This window comes from Paenibacillus kyungheensis, assembly GCF_028606985.1.
Taxonomy (GTDB): domain Bacteria; phylum Bacillota; class Bacilli; order Paenibacillales; family Paenibacillaceae; genus Saccharibacillus; species Saccharibacillus kyungheensis.
The window spans coordinates 1828254-1844252 of record NZ_CP117416.1 but is presented as its reverse complement, the minus strand read 5'-3'; the positions used below and the strand labels follow the sequence as shown (position 1 = coordinate 1844252).

General features: G+C 38.7%; 18 protein-coding genes. 7 read left to right on the top strand and 11 right to left on the bottom strand.

Translation table 11 applies throughout. The features are described 5' to 3' along the window. Positions 1 to 30 precede the first annotated feature (30 nt). The 7 genes from PQ456_RS08175 to PQ456_RS08145 all read right to left on the bottom strand — a co-directional run bounded on the left by PQ456_RS08175 (position 31) and on the right by PQ456_RS08145 (position 5966). Entirely contained in the window at positions 31 to 567 is a 537-nt protein-coding gene (locus tag PQ456_RS08175; RefSeq protein WP_273615677.1) for a DUF2062 domain-containing protein, read from the bottom strand. A 168-nt stretch (positions 568 to 735) separates the two neighbouring features. Continuing rightward, positions 736 to 1476 carry a glycerophosphodiester phosphodiesterase gene (locus PQ456_RS08170; protein ID WP_273615676.1) on the bottom strand — a complete coding sequence of 247 codons (741 nt, stop codon included), beginning with the start codon at positions 1474 to 1476 and terminating at the stop codon, positions 736 to 738. Positions 1477 to 1634: 158 nt separating this feature from the next. Next, positions 1635 to 3071 carry a serine hydrolase domain-containing protein gene (locus tag PQ456_RS08165; RefSeq protein ID WP_273615675.1) on the bottom strand — a complete coding sequence of 479 codons (1437 nt, stop codon included), beginning with the start codon at positions 3069 to 3071 and terminating at the stop codon, positions 1635 to 1637. Between the two features lie 207 nt (positions 3072 to 3278). Further along, a complete protein-coding gene (locus tag PQ456_RS08160) occupies positions 3279 to 4307 on the bottom strand; it encodes an ABC transporter substrate-binding protein (protein ID WP_273615674.1) in 1029 nt (342 codons plus the stop codon). Between the two features lie 233 nt (positions 4308 to 4540). Next, the gene (locus PQ456_RS08155) at positions 4541 to 5155 is read right to left on the bottom strand and encodes a hypothetical protein (RefSeq protein WP_273615673.1); all 615 of its coding nucleotides are present in this window, start codon (positions 5153 to 5155) and stop codon (positions 4541 to 4543) included. Between the two features lie 97 nt (positions 5156 to 5252). After that, positions 5253 to 5726 carry a DinB family protein gene (locus PQ456_RS08150; protein WP_273615672.1) on the bottom strand — a complete coding sequence of 158 codons (474 nt, stop codon included), beginning with the start codon at positions 5724 to 5726 and terminating at the stop codon, positions 5253 to 5255. Between the two features lie 33 nt (positions 5727 to 5759). Further along, positions 5760 to 5966, bottom strand: a complete 207-nt coding sequence (locus PQ456_RS08145; protein ID WP_273615671.1) for a hypothetical protein — start codon at positions 5964 to 5966, stop codon at positions 5760 to 5762. A 279-nt stretch (positions 5967 to 6245) separates the two neighbouring features. On the opposite strand from PQ456_RS08145, the gene PQ456_RS08140 reads away from it, so the two are divergent. Both PQ456_RS08140 and PQ456_RS08135 read left to right on the top strand, forming a co-directional pair. Beyond that, on the top strand, positions 6246 to 6599 hold the full coding sequence (locus PQ456_RS08140) for a sigma factor-like helix-turn-helix DNA-binding protein (RefSeq protein WP_273615670.1): 354 nt from the start codon (positions 6246 to 6248) through the stop codon (positions 6597 to 6599). Beyond that, a complete protein-coding gene (locus tag PQ456_RS08135) occupies positions 6545 to 6760 on the top strand; it encodes a helix-turn-helix domain-containing protein (protein ID WP_273615669.1) in 216 nt (71 codons plus the stop codon). Before PQ456_RS08140 ends, PQ456_RS08135 begins: the two co-directional genes overlap by 55 nt. 171 nt (positions 6761 to 6931) lie before the next feature. Here PQ456_RS08135 and PQ456_RS08130 read toward each other — a convergent pair whose 3' ends face one another. After that, on the bottom strand, positions 6932 to 7534 hold the full coding sequence (locus PQ456_RS08130) for a cupin domain-containing protein (RefSeq protein ID WP_273615668.1): 603 nt from the start codon (positions 7532 to 7534) through the stop codon (positions 6932 to 6934). A 163-nt stretch (positions 7535 to 7697) separates the two neighbouring features. Then, positions 7698 to 8267, bottom strand: a complete 570-nt coding sequence (locus PQ456_RS08125) for a DUF1572 family protein (RefSeq protein WP_273615667.1) — start codon at positions 8265 to 8267, stop codon at positions 7698 to 7700. Positions 8268 to 8654: 387 nt separating this feature from the next. Here PQ456_RS08125 and PQ456_RS08120 point away from each other — a divergent pair, with 387 nt between their 5' ends. Then, complete coding sequence (locus tag PQ456_RS08120) at positions 8655 to 9374, top strand: TetR/AcrR family transcriptional regulator (RefSeq protein ID WP_273615666.1); 720 nt, start codon at positions 8655 to 8657, stop codon at positions 9372 to 9374. Here PQ456_RS08120 and PQ456_RS08115 read toward each other — a convergent pair. Further along, complete coding sequence (locus tag PQ456_RS08115) at positions 9369 to 11321, bottom strand: bifunctional 2',3'-cyclic-nucleotide 2'-phosphodiesterase/3'-nucleotidase (protein WP_273615665.1); 1953 nt, start codon at positions 11319 to 11321, stop codon at positions 9369 to 9371. The two genes, PQ456_RS08120 and PQ456_RS08115, sit on opposite strands and share 6 nt — an antisense overlap. A 352-nt stretch (positions 11322 to 11673) precedes the next feature. Between PQ456_RS08115 and PQ456_RS08110 the strand changes: the two genes are divergently transcribed. The 4 genes from PQ456_RS08110 (at position 11674) to phnE (PQ456_RS08095) (ending at position 15183) form a co-directional block, all read left to right on the top strand. Next, entirely contained in the window at positions 11674 to 12621 is a 948-nt protein-coding gene (locus PQ456_RS08110; protein WP_273615664.1) for a phosphate/phosphite/phosphonate ABC transporter substrate-binding protein, read from the top strand. A 146-nt stretch (positions 12622 to 12767) separates the two neighbouring features. After that, positions 12768 to 13607, top strand: coding sequence for a phosphonate ABC transporter ATP-binding protein (gene phnC, locus PQ456_RS08105; RefSeq protein ID WP_273615663.1), 840 nt, complete (start codon positions 12768 to 12770; stop codon positions 13605 to 13607). A gap of 2 nt (positions 13608 to 13609) precedes the next feature. Then, positions 13610 to 14389, top strand: a complete 780-nt coding sequence (gene phnE, locus PQ456_RS08100) for a phosphonate ABC transporter, permease protein PhnE (RefSeq protein ID WP_273616278.1) — start codon at positions 13610 to 13612, stop codon at positions 14387 to 14389. Beyond that, positions 14386 to 15183 (top strand): phosphonate ABC transporter, permease protein PhnE, encoded by a 798-nt coding sequence (gene phnE, locus PQ456_RS08095; protein WP_273615662.1) that lies wholly within the window; start codon positions 14386 to 14388, stop codon positions 15181 to 15183. Before phnE (PQ456_RS08100) ends, phnE (PQ456_RS08095) begins: the two co-directional genes overlap by 4 nt. Before the next feature lie 91 nt (positions 15184 to 15274). On the opposite strand, the gene PQ456_RS08090 is transcribed toward phnE (PQ456_RS08095), so the two are convergent. Next, positions 15275 to 15892 (bottom strand): sugar O-acetyltransferase, encoded by a 618-nt coding sequence (locus PQ456_RS08090; protein ID WP_273615661.1) that lies wholly within the window; start codon positions 15890 to 15892, stop codon positions 15275 to 15277. Between the last annotated feature and the right edge of the window lie 107 nt (positions 15893 to 15999).

The following is a 15999-nucleotide window of genomic DNA, read 5'->3' as shown; positions in this document are numbered from 1 at the left end:
AAATAGTGGAATATATAGTATTACCCCAGATTAGTCCTTTTGTGAAGCAGAAGGATGAACTTTTTTACCTCGAAGTCTACGCAGTAACGGTATACGATACTTTAACATCACCCATTTGATCACAATATAAATAATAATTGCAAAAATAACACTGTTTACAGCAGCTCCTGTAATAAAATCAACCCCTGCATCACGCCAATGATGAGACTGGTGTATCGGTTGCATATAATCTTCAGGCCAGTCTGGAATATCAATCTTAGGCATACTAGCAGGAAGACTGGAAGAACGCCATAATGTCACTAAAAAATGCCCTGTATGATAATTAAGAAAAAATGTTAAGGGCCAGACAAAAGAATCCAATGAAGCAGCAAAAATCGCTGCTGGCATAGCTCCTTTGAACAAACGCGTTAATCCTAATGACAATATGGGACCGATCCCTATCAGCGGATACCAACTCGGGAATAATCCTACAGAAAAACCAATAGCTACTTGATGTGCTCCTTTTTTTAAGCGAAGCAGGCGAATCATATTTAATTTCAAAAATCGTCCCGGGTGAATTTTTTTCATCAGGACCTCCAATCAGAGCCTTATCCATGTCAGTATTCTTTATTGTAACTGGTTCTTTTACGTAAAGAAAGTCTGGCTTCATGGAATTTGTCGAAATATGACAAAAAGCGCCCTTCCGTATGATAACGGCATTAGGCGCTCTGAAATGTATAGCAATATACCTACTACTCAAACAATAATTTTATCGCGGAGTAATTGTGCCAAAATATCGGGATAATCGGTGATAATACCGCCAACTTCCATCTCTATCAGCTTACGCATCATAGCAGGATCATTCACCGTCCATACATTATAGATCACGCCTGCTTGCTGTGCTTGTTGAACAGCTTCTGCTATCACTGTAGCATAATGAGAATGTAGAGCAGTAGCGCCTATACTGTTAGCATAATTCCACGGTCTTACCAGATTTTCCACATACAAAATCCCTGTCTGAATATCAGGTGCTAATTGTTTACACGTTTCCAGCGTATAATGATCGAAGCTTGAAATCACTACCCGATCAGCTAGACCATATTCATGGATAGCATCTACTAATTTCTGCTCAATCCCTATGTACGGCTCAATATTATTTTTGATCTCGATATTCAGAGTCATCTCTGTTGGTGCGATCCAGTTCAATAATTCACTTAATAATGGCACATGTTCATTAGCAAATTGTTCACCATACCATGAACCTGCATCTAACGTTTTGATTTCATCATAAGTGACATCTTTGATCTGACCATCATATCCGGTAGTACGTTTTAAGTTTTCATCATGGATAAGAACAAGTTGTCCATCTTTGGTCATTTGTACATCAGTTTCAATCCCGGTTGCTCCCAATTCCAAACTTTTCTCAAAAGCCGCCATTGTATTTTCTGGGCAATACCCGGAAGCTCCTCTGTGCGCGTAATTGATAATCGATTTCATGGAATAGCTCCTTTTCGATATAGCTGATTTGTAATGTAAGTATTTACTTTACCAATTATACACTTTAATGATTAGCAGAATATAAAAAAACCACCTTTTATATATTCTAAAAGGTGGTTTTTTGCAAAAGCGATTCAGAGCCTATTCATGTTAAGCTATTATTTTACAAGTGCTTTATTCGCTAATACTTGTGTATCAGCTAACATTTTTTGCATATCCATACCATAATGATTTCCTAGTAAAATAACGAGAACATCATCATCTAAATTATGCGTAAATCCTGTTGCATAACCTGTTCCACTACCATTGTGATAGATAGTACGTTTGCCGTCTACATTTTTGATCAAAAAGGCATAGCCATATGGCTTCAGATCCGAATACGTTGTAAACATTTTGTTTACTGTATCTTCACTCAAAATTGTATGATTATCAAACGATTTGTACCATTTCATCATATCGTCCAGCGTCGAGTAAAATGTACCTGTACCGGATTGAGAAACATAGTAGCCTGCTTCATCCCAAGCATCGCCATCTTTTACATATCCAGTGATCGTTTTGGTTGCAGGTGTAGTCTCGCCTGTATCTTTCATATTCAATGGATCAAGGAACGTGTGTTGAATATACTGTCCGTACGATTCTCCAGATACCTGTTGAATAATATAAGCTAGCAATACATAACCTTGATTACTATAGTTAAATCGTTCACCTGGCTCAAAACGCAATGGTTTGGTTTTGATCTCATCAACAGTCTGCTCTAACGTCATTCCTTCGGTACGGGTAAAGTTAGAGTTAAAGCCTGCGGTGTGAGATAACAGCATATGCACTGTAATTTCGTTACCACGCGGGAAATCTGGAATATAATCAGATAGATGATCAGTTAATTTCACTTTACCATCTTCGATTAATTTCATCACTGCGGATGCAGTAAACGATTTGCTTAATGAAGCGATACGTGATTTGCCATCAGGTGGTGTTGCTTTTTCGCCACCAGCTAATCCGTATCCTTTACGCATAATCACTTTTCCTTTGTAAGCTATCAAAGCAAGACCTGAATAATTTTGAGACTGTAAATACGTATCTACTGTTTTGGCAGAGCTTGCATATACAGTAGATTGATCTGGCGTCAAATTAATTGTAGTCACTTCTGGGGTAGAACTTACCGTCAAATTAGCTTTTAGAGAATCTGACAAAAATCGTGCAGGAACCATCATCGTACCGTATACGTTACGAGACACTTCTGGCATTTCAATCTCATATCCATCTAATGTAATCTTATTGGTATTCGGTGTATGTACAACCTTGTCTCCATGACTATACATAACAACAGAACGAGTCGATGCATCCCATTGCGCTGTGGCTCCTAATTCACGAGCAGCTTGGCGTAAAGGAACCAACGTTGTTCCTTTGGTTACAAATGGTGCAGTCTCCCAGGTAACTTCTTTACCAGCAATCGTAATGATAGCGGGCTTTTCTGTAGTTGCTGCTTGAGCTTTGGGAGCGATATGCGAAGCAGGCGCAATTGTAGCAGTTAGTGCAGTAACGATTAGCAATTTGGTCGTTAATGATACCCAATTGCTCTTTTTAACAAATGTCATAACGGTAAAATCCTCCTAAATCAGATGTAGCATCAAACGCATGCTCACGTGGCCGGTAATATGCAGCAATATCTATTATAGTATTTCAGCCTTCGTACAAGCAAGGCGAATCATTTATTCGCTACCTTATACTTTACCAAAACCTTATTATAAGTGTGTACGCTATATCTCCTGTAAAAGTTGTGCTGATCTCTGATTTAGTCTATTTTATGACGATGAAGTGAGTTGTTGTACGGCATCTTTTATTTTGAATTGATCAGCAATAGGGCCTGTACTGATCCAATACTTGGCATTTACAGTATATAGATGATTATGTTGAACAGCCGGCAAAGCTTGCCAGATAGGAGACTTCTGTAATTCGGCAAATTGAGACTGATCTTTCTGCAAATCTTCACTTGTTCCACCTGCGCTACCGGATGTGACAAATACATAATCAGCAGTGACTTCAGGAAGTACTTCTGTGGACAGATTTACATTTTGCTTATCAGGATTCTCGGTGTGTAATTGAGAGACAAGAGGCATAGGCAGTAGCCCTAGATCGTTGTATAACATCCCTGCATAACCTGGCAACTCTTTACCTTCTCGATCTTTATATCCTGGCAGATACAGGCGAATATCCTTGCTAGTCGTGCGCACAAAAGCAATCGTAGCTTTTGAACCTACGGCTGTTGTTATTGCTTTTTTGGCTTGTTGAACCTGAGTATTATGATCTGCTATGACTTGTTGCGCTTGATCTTCCAAATCTAATGCTTTACCTATTTTGACAATAGATGTTTTCCAATCTTCACGATCATACACAATCGTAGGAGCAATTAAGCTTAACTGATCATATGTAGTTCGATCAATCGTTGCACTGGCTACAATCAGATCGGGTTGTGCTTCTGCAAAAGCTTCTAAATTAGCTAATCCACTATCCATATTTAGAATAGAGGCATTTTGAGCTTTCAAGCGATCTTCCAGATAATAGTTTTCACCTACAGATACACCTAATACTAATGGGGCTTGAAGTGAAAGTAAGATATCTTCCAAATTGTATGAAGCAATTCGCTTCGGATGTACCGGAATTGCTGTTGTACCAAATACATGTTCTACTGATACTGTCTGTGCAGAGTCAGCTTGTTGATTGGATGTAGCTGATGATTGTGATGTACCTGTCTTCGCTCCACACCCTGTGATGATTACACATAGCATGATCACAAACAAAGGTAACATTTTAACCCAAGATAATTGTTTCATTTTTTCACTCCTTATGTTAATTGAGAATAATTATCATTTATAAATATAACATAAGTTAGTCTATTGTGACGCTATAATGAGCATATTTTTAGATTTCGCTGTATACATATCCAAATACATACAAAAAAACCTGCTAGTTCCCTTTAAGATGACTGTGCATCTATGAGAATGTAGCAGGCTTATTTCTTTATCGCATGATAAAGAGTTGCAACCACAATAAAACAATAGAATATTTAGAAAAATTCGTTATAGTGTATCACTACTTGCTTCAGAAATTGCAAAGATTGATCAATACTTGGTGCTTCTAGCAAATGATTCGCGTCAGGAAAAACAACGGTGTCTATATAAGGTAAATGGTTTATTTTGTCCTGACTAAGATGACTGAACATAGGATCATTGGTGCCATAGATTAACAATCCCTGAGATTGAATAATATACGGTACAGTCTGATCTAAAGGCGTTAAAAAAATATGACGTACCGGCAATGATTTGTATTGTTCAAATACGCCTCCTGCTATCAATGTACCGAGACTTTTGCTAATACTGATGTAGTTGGTATATCCAAATGCACTTAACTGTCTAATCACATCTGTACATTCTTTAATCAAAATATCTCGTTGATCTGATTCCAGTTCGGTTCGAGCCGCTTGATACCCGTATTCTAATTGCAATACATCATGCCCTTTTTCTAAAGCACTTTGGGCTGCATAATACAGTAAAGAACGTTCACAAGAATAACTTTTTCCCGGAAATAAAATGATTAGTGTAGAGGAACCTTGTGTCATATGTATATGTCTGCATTTTGTCCCCCAATACGAATCCGTTTCGATCATCTTCTTTTTAAGCAACATCATCGTCCCCCTCTACAAGCTAGCCTGATTCCCCATTGCACAAGCTATCTAGTATTCACGTCATACAAAAGTAAAAGTTCTGTTCACATCATCCTTATCGTTGTAATCCTCTACGAATAAGATTGGCACTGACTGGCTCACGTCCCACTTCTCGCGCCCATACCGATAACTGCCCGACATGATGAATCTCGTGTGCAATCACATGACGCATCACTTCTCCATACGTTAATTGTTCTGTAGAGCCATCTTTACGTACATTATGCAAAATTTTGGTTTCTTGCTCAGGTGTCCATGCTTTTACATAAGCGCCTACTTCTACATGCAATTGAGACGACAATGCACGTAATCGTTCTACCGTCTGATAATCTGCAAAATCAGTAAGCAAGCTGTTCTGATCTCTCAGATCATTAATCCAGCTATACTCTACATCGATAATATGATAGAGCGTATACAAGATACTACCGACTCCGCCTGTACGTTGTTGTAATAGTTCCTGTTGTGATAATGATTCACACCAATCGAACCATTCTTGACGTACTTGCCAGTTATAACGAAATAACATCTCCATAATAATCCCTCCTTTCTTGTTGGTATAGATATGCTATTGAAAACAATGATACAGATAAGTCTTCCCATTCATACTGCGCTGTTCGGGATCATAGATATGAGAAGTAAGTAATTGTTCTACGGTTAATGAAAGAATAAATTTCTGCAACTGAATCTGATCATCAAATTGCAAACGCAGTACCTGATCATGTTGGTCATCTTCTAATGTAATATCCCAAGTTCCTATATTCGCGTTTGTCATTTTCAAGCACTCCTTGTTGATGTGTGTTAACCCATAGTATACATGACATCCCTTTATTTTTCCTATCATTTCCTCTGCCTGATTGTACAAATAAAATTACTTTGCGACAGAACGACAGGCAAGCTATTTATCTATAGCAAAATAGAATGTATTAAGAATATCAACGCTATGATAGGGTACTTCTGTTTTATTATGTAATTTCTTCCTTATCTAAGTTGTATTTTTATCCAAATTTTTACTATAGATATGAAAGCTATTTTATCGCAAAGGAGGTACATCATGTCAGACCTAACCACCAATCAGACGTACGAACGCTATAAGCAACAACTTCAGCGGATCGCGTGGCGCTTACAATATCGTACTCATACACGCCTCCGTAAAGAATTACCTATCTTATATGATTTTAGTAGTTCACCTTCTTTTGCAGAAGAAGTTGATTCTCAATTACTGGTAGAGCAGTGGATTCACTCTCTGCCTACTGTCAAAGAGCAAGAAGTTATACGTTCCCTTTTTATTCAAGAAAAAACCGAAAAACAAGTTGCCCAACAATTTAATATTTCACAACAGGCGGTGAGCAAATGGAAAAAGAAAGCACTCCAATCCATCTATCAGAAGATGAATTATGCCAATTGATTCGTCAAGCAGCTACATCCGACAAAAATGCTTTGCAAAAGGTGATTGATTTGTTTGAACAAGAAATGATTTCATTAAGTCGATTTATTAAAATGCCTCAGGAAGATGCTTTGCAGACTCTTAAACTTGCACTGATCGAACTTATTTTAAGCGGCTTTTAAAACAACAAATAAGATCGTTTCTAGAAGATGTAGAAATGATCTTATTTGTTCGTTTTTAATAAAAATAAATGGACATCATAATACCCGATACCTCTGAAAGATAACTCCAGAGGATATCGGGTGTTTTAGTGCTTTGATGTAGAAAGAGTGATTACTGATATTAAACTTTAATTACTTTTTGCATTTTTTGCTGTCTTTATCATCGGTGTCTTCATCTGAGCGTGGATCATTATCAGTATCTGTACCTACTTTAAGTGTATCATCTGTTTCTGGATTGACAGGTCCAATCACTACCGTACTTGTGATAGGAGATACCAATTCTTCATAATCTTCTGCTGGAATACCATACGCCAGATCGAATACTTCTCCCGGTGTAAATCTTAAAATATCTGAACCCGCAACTGTTGTCGGTTCATTGTTATTGAATACGACCAGAATATGCGTTTTGTCTGTTAGTGGCGTAATCCAGTGCCAGTAACCTTGTGGAATAAAAAGTACATCCCGAGCTTTGAGATGATATTTCTGCAACTGTTTGTATACAGGATCGAAAATAACAAATTCTAGCTCGCCTTCAATCACATAATCGTATTCCGCAGAGTTAGGATGCCAGTGTGGCTCACGAATATTACCTTTGGTCATATACAAATCAGTTGATGCGACCCCTTCAAGTGAAGGAATTTGCGAAACATTCGTCTCATATCCTACATTGTCTGCGTTGCGACGAAATAATACATTACCTTGTGTGTTGAATTTTAAATTCGGTGATCCTGCCATGTGAATATCCACCCTTCTCTTATCCATAATAGTGTTAGGTTCGAAAAGGAATCCGGTAAGGAGTCGCTATTCCCTCGCGTGCATCCTTCCGTTTCGTTCCTACACTGGTATGGTAATTAGAGCGTGATGTATACAACCTGATTACCGATTTATTTTCAACTGACTATTGTTTTAATTCACTATCAGTAAAGTGGCGTATACCTTTTTCTTGTTCAAATTTGTTCTGATTATACGTAGCAGAGCTTTTACGCGGGATCGATAGGCTGTCCCAAGGACTGGTTTTGAGCATTTTGGCAATATAGACGATCTGTCCAACATGATAAGGATAATGAGCCAACTGCCGATTGATCGCTTCAAGCAACGTATGCCCTTCATTACGAATATAGATAATGTCTTCTAATTGGTGAGGTTCAACCTGATCTAATGTAGCAAATAAACATTGCCAGCCTTCTTCCCATTTGGCTATAACGTCTGTGGCGGTTGCTAGATCATTTTCAAATTCTGCGTCTCGATTGCGCCATTCTTTCTCCCCATCGGTTGTCCATATATCGGTCCAACGTGATAACATATTTCCCCACAAATGCTTGACGATCATAGCGATACTATTACTTTCTTCATTAGGAATCATAAATAACTGTTCTTCTTCTAACTGAGCTATCGCTTTATCGCCTAATGTTTTGTAATACAGAAATTGCTTGCGCACGCTTGATAATATATTAGTATAGATATCCATCGTTCCACGCTCCTCTGATCATTTTGTAATGTTTCCCTTTTTCCTGTTATATAACAGTGTAAAGTACTGCAAGCGCTATTCCCAATTCTTTTTTATCATGTAAGCGATTAAATATTTATATAAGTAACTATTTACACTTTAGAAATAGAGATAAAATGTCGAAATATATATTATCGTGTAGTATTATTCTTCAATCAAGTCATTCATTTCAATATACTGGCTATTGGCATGAATAGGATAGATTGCAGTATGATAGATATACCGTAGCTTTTTCTACACAAATATTACTGATTAATAACTTTTGAATTGGTTTAACCATCTTATACCGTATAATGGTACTGCTCATTTGGATTGTGCATTGTTATATGCAGAAAGGAACTAACTATCATGAAGCACCATGCTAGACGCGAACGAGATAATGAACAATTACGAAGCAAAATTATGGATGCGGCACGTACTCTTTTTGTTACAGAAGGATACGCTCATGTGTCGATGCGTAAAATTGCAGATCGTATTGAATATTCACCAACAACGATTTATCATTATTTTGCAAATAAAGAAGCGATTGTACAAGAATTATTGCGTGAAGTGTACTCTCAATTTTTCACCGTTTTAACCAAGCAAGCAAATGAATTAGAAGAAAATGGATACGATATTCCAGCACGTCTATTTCTGGTTTCCAAAACGTATGTAGAATATGGTATTACGCATCCTGATCATTACGATATTATGTTTATCAGCAATCTTGAAGCGGTATCTAATGCAGAACTTGATGTTAACGATCGTCTCAATGGATATACATTTCTCCATGAAGCGGTACAGATTGCGATTGATCAAAACTATATTATCCATGCAGAAGCAGATATGATTGTACGCTCACTCTGGGCAATGTTACATGGACTGACTACAACATTATCTAGCTTTGCCGAGAATATTGGTCAAGAGGAAGAGCAATCAGCACAGACAACACAAAAGGATATACCGTCTAAAAAAGACAACATTATATCCCCGTACAAACAGCAAATTGTCGACTTTACCCTTCGTCATTATATGAACAGTATTCTCAAGCCAGGTACAACGTTACCCGATTCTGATCCTGTTCTATAATTTCAAATGATAAATAGCAAATCCTTCCCCGTTTATTCCACTGTAAGATAGCTGTGGATAAGCGGATAGGATTTTTTGTGCATCCGGTGAAGACAACATCGTAATCGTGGGCTGTAATGATAAAGATGCGCGTTCTTTGTCTGATCCCCCTAGTGTAAGCGACCAATTATGATCAGCTTCTGGATGAATGATCTTCTGCTCTCGAATATACTGAATTAACACTTCTCGATTTTCTACAGGTACATCCAAGATCACACGCTCTCCATCTGGATTAGCAAAAGGTGTAGAATATGCCCGGTATTGATTAGTGACCACTATATATTCAGAATGATCTTCGATCTCTTTCCCCTGATAACATAAAGCTTCGATTCGATAGGCTTGCGGATTCAATATATATCCTGCTGGATGATAACGTGGTGGCTGACATACATTAATCTGATACGTTATTCCGTCGATTATATCAAAGTTAAACGATGGAAAATCAGGATTAATCAGCGCTTGCTCTGCTTTAGATTGTAGATCAATCTGCTGATAAAGACCCGCAGACCATTCCAGCCATTCTCGAATCTCTGCTCCAGTTAGACGAACGGCGCATAACGTATTAGCGTAATTATAAATATCTGAAGTATGCTGTAGCGTTAATTCGCCTGCTTCTATATAAGCGTAATAGTGAGGTCCATAACGTCCGCCTGTTTTGAAAGCAGAAGCAGCAGACAATATAGGCAGATGACCATACGCATGATCTGATAACGCTTGCTCTGCATACCATACTTGCGCATTATTAATCACTTGCACATAAGCGCTATCCATAATGAGTGAAAAATAACTGTATAATGGAATATCACTTTCACCTACAGGCGTCTGAATATGATCCAGTATAATCTGATGAGGAATAGAAGCTATTTGTTCTAATTCAGTATCTGCTTCTACACTGGCAAGCCCTTGTTCCCGATGATAGATCGCTCGTAATTGAGAAGATCCAGATTGTACCGTCCAGATATGATTGTCATATTGTAAATGCAGATCGATCATACCGAGATGGCTTCCCCATACTCCTGCTTCTACAGCAGGTATACCATTAATTGTTCCTCGCTCCAGGTCTATCCCTTGTTTACCTGCAAATTCATTGCTCGGAAATAGCTTATGCGCATGACCAAAAAAAATCGCATCTATACCCTGTATCTGGCTAATCGGTAACACCGCATTTTCAGTGAGTACACCCGGATCTTCCGAATCTACATATCCTGTATGTGCAAGCATAACAATAACATCAGCTCCTGCTTCACGCATCTGCGGAATCCAATACTCTACTGCTTCTACCATAGGTTGCACTGTAACTTTACCTTCCAGATGGGCTTTGTCCCATTGCATAATCTGTGGTGGCACTACACCAATCACACCGATACGAATAGGATGTATATTCCCATCATCAGCTACAATCTGTCGCTCTAAGATTAAGTAAGGTGGCAGTAATGTATCTGTTGTTCCTTCTCCTCTATCTGTTGACGAATCAATAGTGTCTATCGAAGTTTGATAAATATTAGCATTTGTATATGGAAAGTTCGCTCCTGTTATACATTGTCGCAAATAATCCAATCCATAATTAAATTCATGATTACCTACTGTTGCTGCATCATAAGACAATTTATTCATTAATTGATACATCGGATGAACTTTTTCTCCACCTTCTAGCTCTGAATCCTGTTGCCAAAACAGACTGGAAGCGGCGTAATCGCCTAACGGATTCCCCTGCAAAATATCTCCATTATCAAACAGCAGATGATTTTTCACTTCTTTACGTGCTTGATGAATCAAAGTTGCTGTACGCGATAAACCAATATCTACAGTCTCTACATTTCGATAGTAATCATATCCTGTAAGACTTACATGTAGATCCGTGGTTCCTAATAAACGCAACTGAGCTGTAACCGGTTGCCTGTTATTCATGATAGACTCCTTCTTTCGCGTTCATAATCATAACCATTTTACAAAACATTTGACCACTGTTTAATATTTTACAAATAATTGACAGAATTCATCATTTGCGCTGACCCTTTGTATCCCATAAAAAAGTAGAATAGCTTTTGTGGGTTGTTGATCACCATTTACAAATGTATAACAACTTTAAAAGTGATATTAACTATCATAGTTATACCTTGGCTGTTCGTAAATAGTAAATATCTAACCTACAAATGATTACATAAGGGAGTTTTGCATACTTCAAACTTGGCTATGGTCTACGTCATGTCTAGCTTTACCTACACAACCAGTAAGACTACTTTTCTAGGGGGAACTAAAAGTGTTTAAAAAAATATTAATGTTAAGTATGACTGTTGCTCTAGCAACAGGACTTGCCGCTTGTGGTAATCAAGCCGCATCTACAGGAACAAGCAATGCAGCCGAGTCTTCTAGCTATGTACCGACAGAATTGAAAGTACAATTTGTACCTTCACAAAATGCAGATACACTGGAAGCCAAAGCCAAACCACTTGAACAATTATTAGGAGATAAATTAGGGATTCCGGTCAAAGTTACTGTATCCCCTGATTACAATACAATCGTAGAAGCGATGGCTTCCAAACAAATTGATGTTGGTTTCTTGCCACCAAATGCTTATGTACTAGCTCACGACAATCGCAAAGCTGCTGATCTGTTGCTACAAGCACTTCGCTTCGGTGTTAATGATGAGACCGGTCAACCAACAACAGATAAAGTAAACTTTTACAAATCTATGATTATCGTTAAAAAAGATTCCAATATCAAAACACTGGCTGATCTTAAAGGTAAAAAAATGGGCTGGCAAGATGTAACTTCTTCTGCGGGTTATGTATTCCCGGCGGCTGAAATGAAAGCAGCAGGCATTGATCCTGATACCGATGTACAAGGTGTAACGATCAAAGGACATGATGCAGCAGTAATGGCTTTGTTAAATGGACAAGTTGATGCTGTCGCTGTATTCCAAGATGCTCGTAACAATGTTAAAAAAGACGTTCCAGACGTATTTGAACAAACACGTGTCCTTCACTTTACGGCTCCAATCCCGAACGATACGATCAGTGTACGTTCAGATATGGATCAAGCATGGCGCGATAAAATCAGTCAAGCATTTATCGATATCGGTAATGATCCAGAAGGTAGCAAAATTATCCAAGAAATCTACAGTCATGTAGGTTATGAAAAAGGCGACGATAAAAACTTCGAACCTGTTCGTAAATATGCTGAAGCTGTAGGTCAAGCTACGAAGTAAACCAAGAATGTAGTGAGCATTGAGCAGCACCGTCCTTTTTTACGGGCGGTGTTTGCTATTTTACATAGCACACTGGATAGCAAGCTTACTTATTTCGCGGACAGCATCATGACATTATTATTCTGAATATAGAAAGTTGGCAAATCATGATTACATTCAATAACGTTTCCAAAGTCTATCCTAACGGCACCAAAGGACTTAAAAATATTAATCTTACGATCCATGAAGGTGAACTGGTTGTGATTGTAGGTTTGTCCGGTGCAGGTAAATCTACGTTGCTTCGTTCGATCAATCGGTTGATTGATATTAGTGAAGGGGATATTCAGATCAATAGCCAATCAATTACATCTGCTTCCGGTGCCAAATTGCGCCGTATCCGTCGTGGGATCGGCATGATTTTCCAAAGCTTTAATCTGGTCAAACGCTCGACTGTGATGCGCAATGTATTATCCGGACGAGTCGGTCATCATTCCACATTACGTACTGTATTCGGCATGTTTCCCAAAGAAGATCATGAATTGGCTCTAGATGCTCTAGCACGTGTTAATTTGCAAGAAAAAGCATATAGTCGTGCAGATCAATTATCCGGTGGACAGCAACAACGGGTATCTATTGCACGCGCACTGGCGCAACAACCACAGATTATTCTAGCTGATGAACCTGTTGCTTCTCTTGATCCTTTAACGACCCGTCAAGTGATGGACGATCTTCAACGTATTAATCAAGAACTCCAAATTACAACGATTATCAATCTACACTTTATCGATCTGGCTCGTGAATATGCAACTCGTATTATCGGGTTACGGGCAGGAGAAATTGTATTCGATGGTACGCCAGCTGAAGCAACAGACGATGTATTTTCTCATATTTATGGACGACCGATTCATCGTGATGAAGTATTGGGCGCTAATGCACCGGGTGAAGATATCGTTACTGTTATTCCAGATGCTTCGGATATCAAAGTAACTTCTGGAGAACCATTATGAATATGACAATCGAAGCACCGACAGCTCCCAAAAAATATAAAAAAATCTTAACATGGTTGTTCTTTGTCGTTGTACTTGTGTTATGTAGTATCCAAACAGAAGTGACCCCTTATCAGCTTATACGTGGACTACCGCAAATGGGTATTTTACTGGGCGAAATGTTTCCTCCTGATTGGAGCTACTTGCCTACGATCTGGAAGCCAATGGTCGAAACGGTGCAGATTGCGCTAGTAGGGACGATGTTGGGTGGATTGTTAGCGATCCCTGTATCGTTATTGTGTGCTTACAATATTGTACAGAGCCGATTAGTGTCTTTGCCTGTACGGTTAATTCTGAATCTGGTGCGTACCATTCCTGATCTGTTATTTGCTGCTATCTTTGTAGCGATTTTTGGAATAGGGCCGTTTGCAGGGATGTTAGCGATTCTATTTTTCTCTTTTGGACTGATCGCCAAGCTTACATTTGAAGCGATTGAAGCGATCGATCCAGGCCCCATGGAAGCTATGACAGCTGTCGGAGCGAATAAGATTCAATTGATTGTGTTCGGAGTGATTCCGCAAGCATTGCCTTATTATATGTCTTATCTACTGTATGCTTTTGAAATTAACGTACGGGCTGCTTCTGTACTCGGTCTTGTCGGTGCTGGTGGGATTGGTCTGTTACTGGATCGTTCTCTCGGATTGTTCCGGTATGACCGCGCAGCGATGATTATTTTGCTCACACTTGTGATTGTACTGGTTATCGATTATGGAAGTAATGTATTGCGGAGGAAATTACTATGAATCATACCTTACCTGCTAAGCCACTCTGGCACAAAATTCGTCCGTATTGTTGGGTTCTTTTTCTAGTTGTTGTGTATGTATGGGCATTTAACGGTCTTCAATTTGAAGGTATTCAATCGACTGCCAAAAGTGTATCGTTATCGATTTTAGATGGATTTTTGCATTCAGATTGGTCATTTGTCTATGATCCAGCAGGTGAAGATTTACTGAGTGGATTGTTAGATACGTTAATTATTTCGATACTGGGTACATTTATTTCTGCATTTTTGTGTATTCCATTTGCTTTCTGGGCGGCATCCAATATGAGTCGTCGTCGCCCTGTTTCTGGAACCGGCAAGTTCAGTCTTAGTGTGATTCGTGTATTCCCTGAAATGATCGTAGCTATCTTATTTATCAAAGCGGTAGGCCCGGGTTCGTTTGCCGGCGTACTGGCATTAGGTATTCACTCGATCGGGATGCTTGCCAAATTATTTTCTGAAACGATAGAAAGTATAGATACCGGCCCTAGTGAAGCATTAACTGCTGCTGGAGCCAGTCGATTACAAATTTTGTGGTTTGCTGTATTGCCACAAGTGATTCCACAATTTCTGTCATACTCACTGTATCGATTTGAAATCAATATTCGCTCTGCTACCACCCTCGGTCTTGTCGGTGCAGGCGGTATCGGAACACCACTTATTTTTGCGTTAAATATGCGTAATTGGAATCGAGTCGGTGTGATTCTATTAGGCATTATCATTCTTGTTATTTTAACTGATCTGATCTCCGGTTGGATTCGGAAGCGGATTGTATAAATGAAACAAAGCATGATTACTCAAGTGTTATACAAGAGTAGTCATGCTTTTTTTGTTTGCATTGGACACTATATGATTTTACATGTAAATACTAATGTTCAATCTCTGCTTCATATTCTGCTTTTTGCTGTTCCCAATACTGCTTATCTTCCTCTGTAATAGCACGTAGTACTTTGCAAGGATTCCCTACAGCGATTACGTTGTCAGGAATATCTTTAGTTACAATAGATCCTGAACCAATGACAACATTATTCCCAATCGTTACACCTGGATTAATCACTGTATTCCCACCTACCCACACATTATCTCCTATTGTGATTTCTTTGCCGAATTCTAAAAGGGTATTACGCACATCAGGATCAATCGGATGCCCCGCAGTATACACGCCTACTCTGGGACCGAAAAACACATTGTTCCCTATCTTCACTTTGGCAACATCAATAATAATACAATCAAAATTCGCATAAAAATAATCGCCAACCGTAATATGACAACCATAATCACAACGGAACGGCGGTTCAATAAATACTTTTTCACCCACCGATTCAAATAATTGCTGAAGTAATTCCGTGCGATACTCCTGTTGTTCTTCGGTTGTGTTATTAAATAATCGGGTAAGCATACGAGATTTTTTATTATCTAGCGCCAGCTCTCCAACCCCTGCCATATATAACTTTTGCGCTAGCATTCTTTCTTTATCTGTTGGCATATGTATGTTCCTCCTTAATTCTTCATGTTATTTAATGATCTGATGAATAACAAAAACCATCCCTTATAATACAGGAATGGTTTTTCTAAGTATATCTATTGTATTAA

Coding starts and splice junctions, on each gene's coding strand:
- PQ456_RS08120 (WP_273615666.1), top strand. CDS start 8,655: ATGAAGCACCATGCTAGACGCGAACGAGATAATGAACAATTACGAAGC.
- PQ456_RS08175 (WP_273615677.1), bottom strand. CDS start 567: ATGAAAAAAATTCACCCGGGACGATTTTTGAAATTAAATATGATTCGC.
- PQ456_RS08130 (WP_273615668.1), bottom strand. CDS start 7,534: ATGGCAGGATCACCGAATTTAAAATTCAACACACAAGGTAATGTATTA.
- PQ456_RS08090 (WP_273615661.1), bottom strand. CDS start 15,892: ATGCCAACAGATAAAGAAAGAATGCTAGCGCAAAAGTTATATATGGCA.
- phnE (WP_273616278.1), top strand. CDS start 13,610: ATGACAATCGAAGCACCGACAGCTCCCAAAAAATATAAAAAAATCTTA.
- PQ456_RS08150 (WP_273615672.1), bottom strand. CDS start 5,726: ATGGAGATGTTATTTCGTTATAACTGGCAAGTACGTCAAGAATGGTTC.
- PQ456_RS08125 (WP_273615667.1), bottom strand. CDS start 8,267: ATGGATATCTATACTAATATATTATCAAGCGTGCGCAAGCAATTTCTG.
- PQ456_RS08135 (WP_273615669.1), top strand. CDS start 6,545: ATGGAAAAAGAAAGCACTCCAATCCATCTATCAGAAGATGAATTATGC.
- PQ456_RS08160 (WP_273615674.1), bottom strand. CDS start 4,307: ATGAAACAATTATCTTGGGTTAAAATGTTACCTTTGTTTGTGATCATG.
- PQ456_RS08170 (WP_273615676.1), bottom strand. CDS start 1,476: ATGAAATCGATTATCAATTACGCGCACAGAGGAGCTTCCGGGTATTGC.
- PQ456_RS08165 (WP_273615675.1), bottom strand. CDS start 3,071: ATGACATTTGTTAAAAAGAGCAATTGGGTATCATTAACGACCAAATTG.
- PQ456_RS08115 (WP_273615665.1), bottom strand. CDS start 11,321: ATGAATAACAGGCAACCGGTTACAGCTCAGTTGCGTTTATTAGGAACC.
- PQ456_RS08140 (WP_273615670.1), top strand. CDS start 6,246: ATGTCAGACCTAACCACCAATCAGACGTACGAACGCTATAAGCAACAA.
- phnE (WP_273615662.1), top strand. CDS start 14,386: ATGAATCATACCTTACCTGCTAAGCCACTCTGGCACAAAATTCGTCCG.
- phnC (WP_273615663.1), top strand. CDS start 12,768: ATGATTACATTCAATAACGTTTCCAAAGTCTATCCTAACGGCACCAAA.
- PQ456_RS08145 (WP_273615671.1), bottom strand. CDS start 5,966: ATGACAAACGCGAATATAGGAACTTGGGATATTACATTAGAAGATGAC.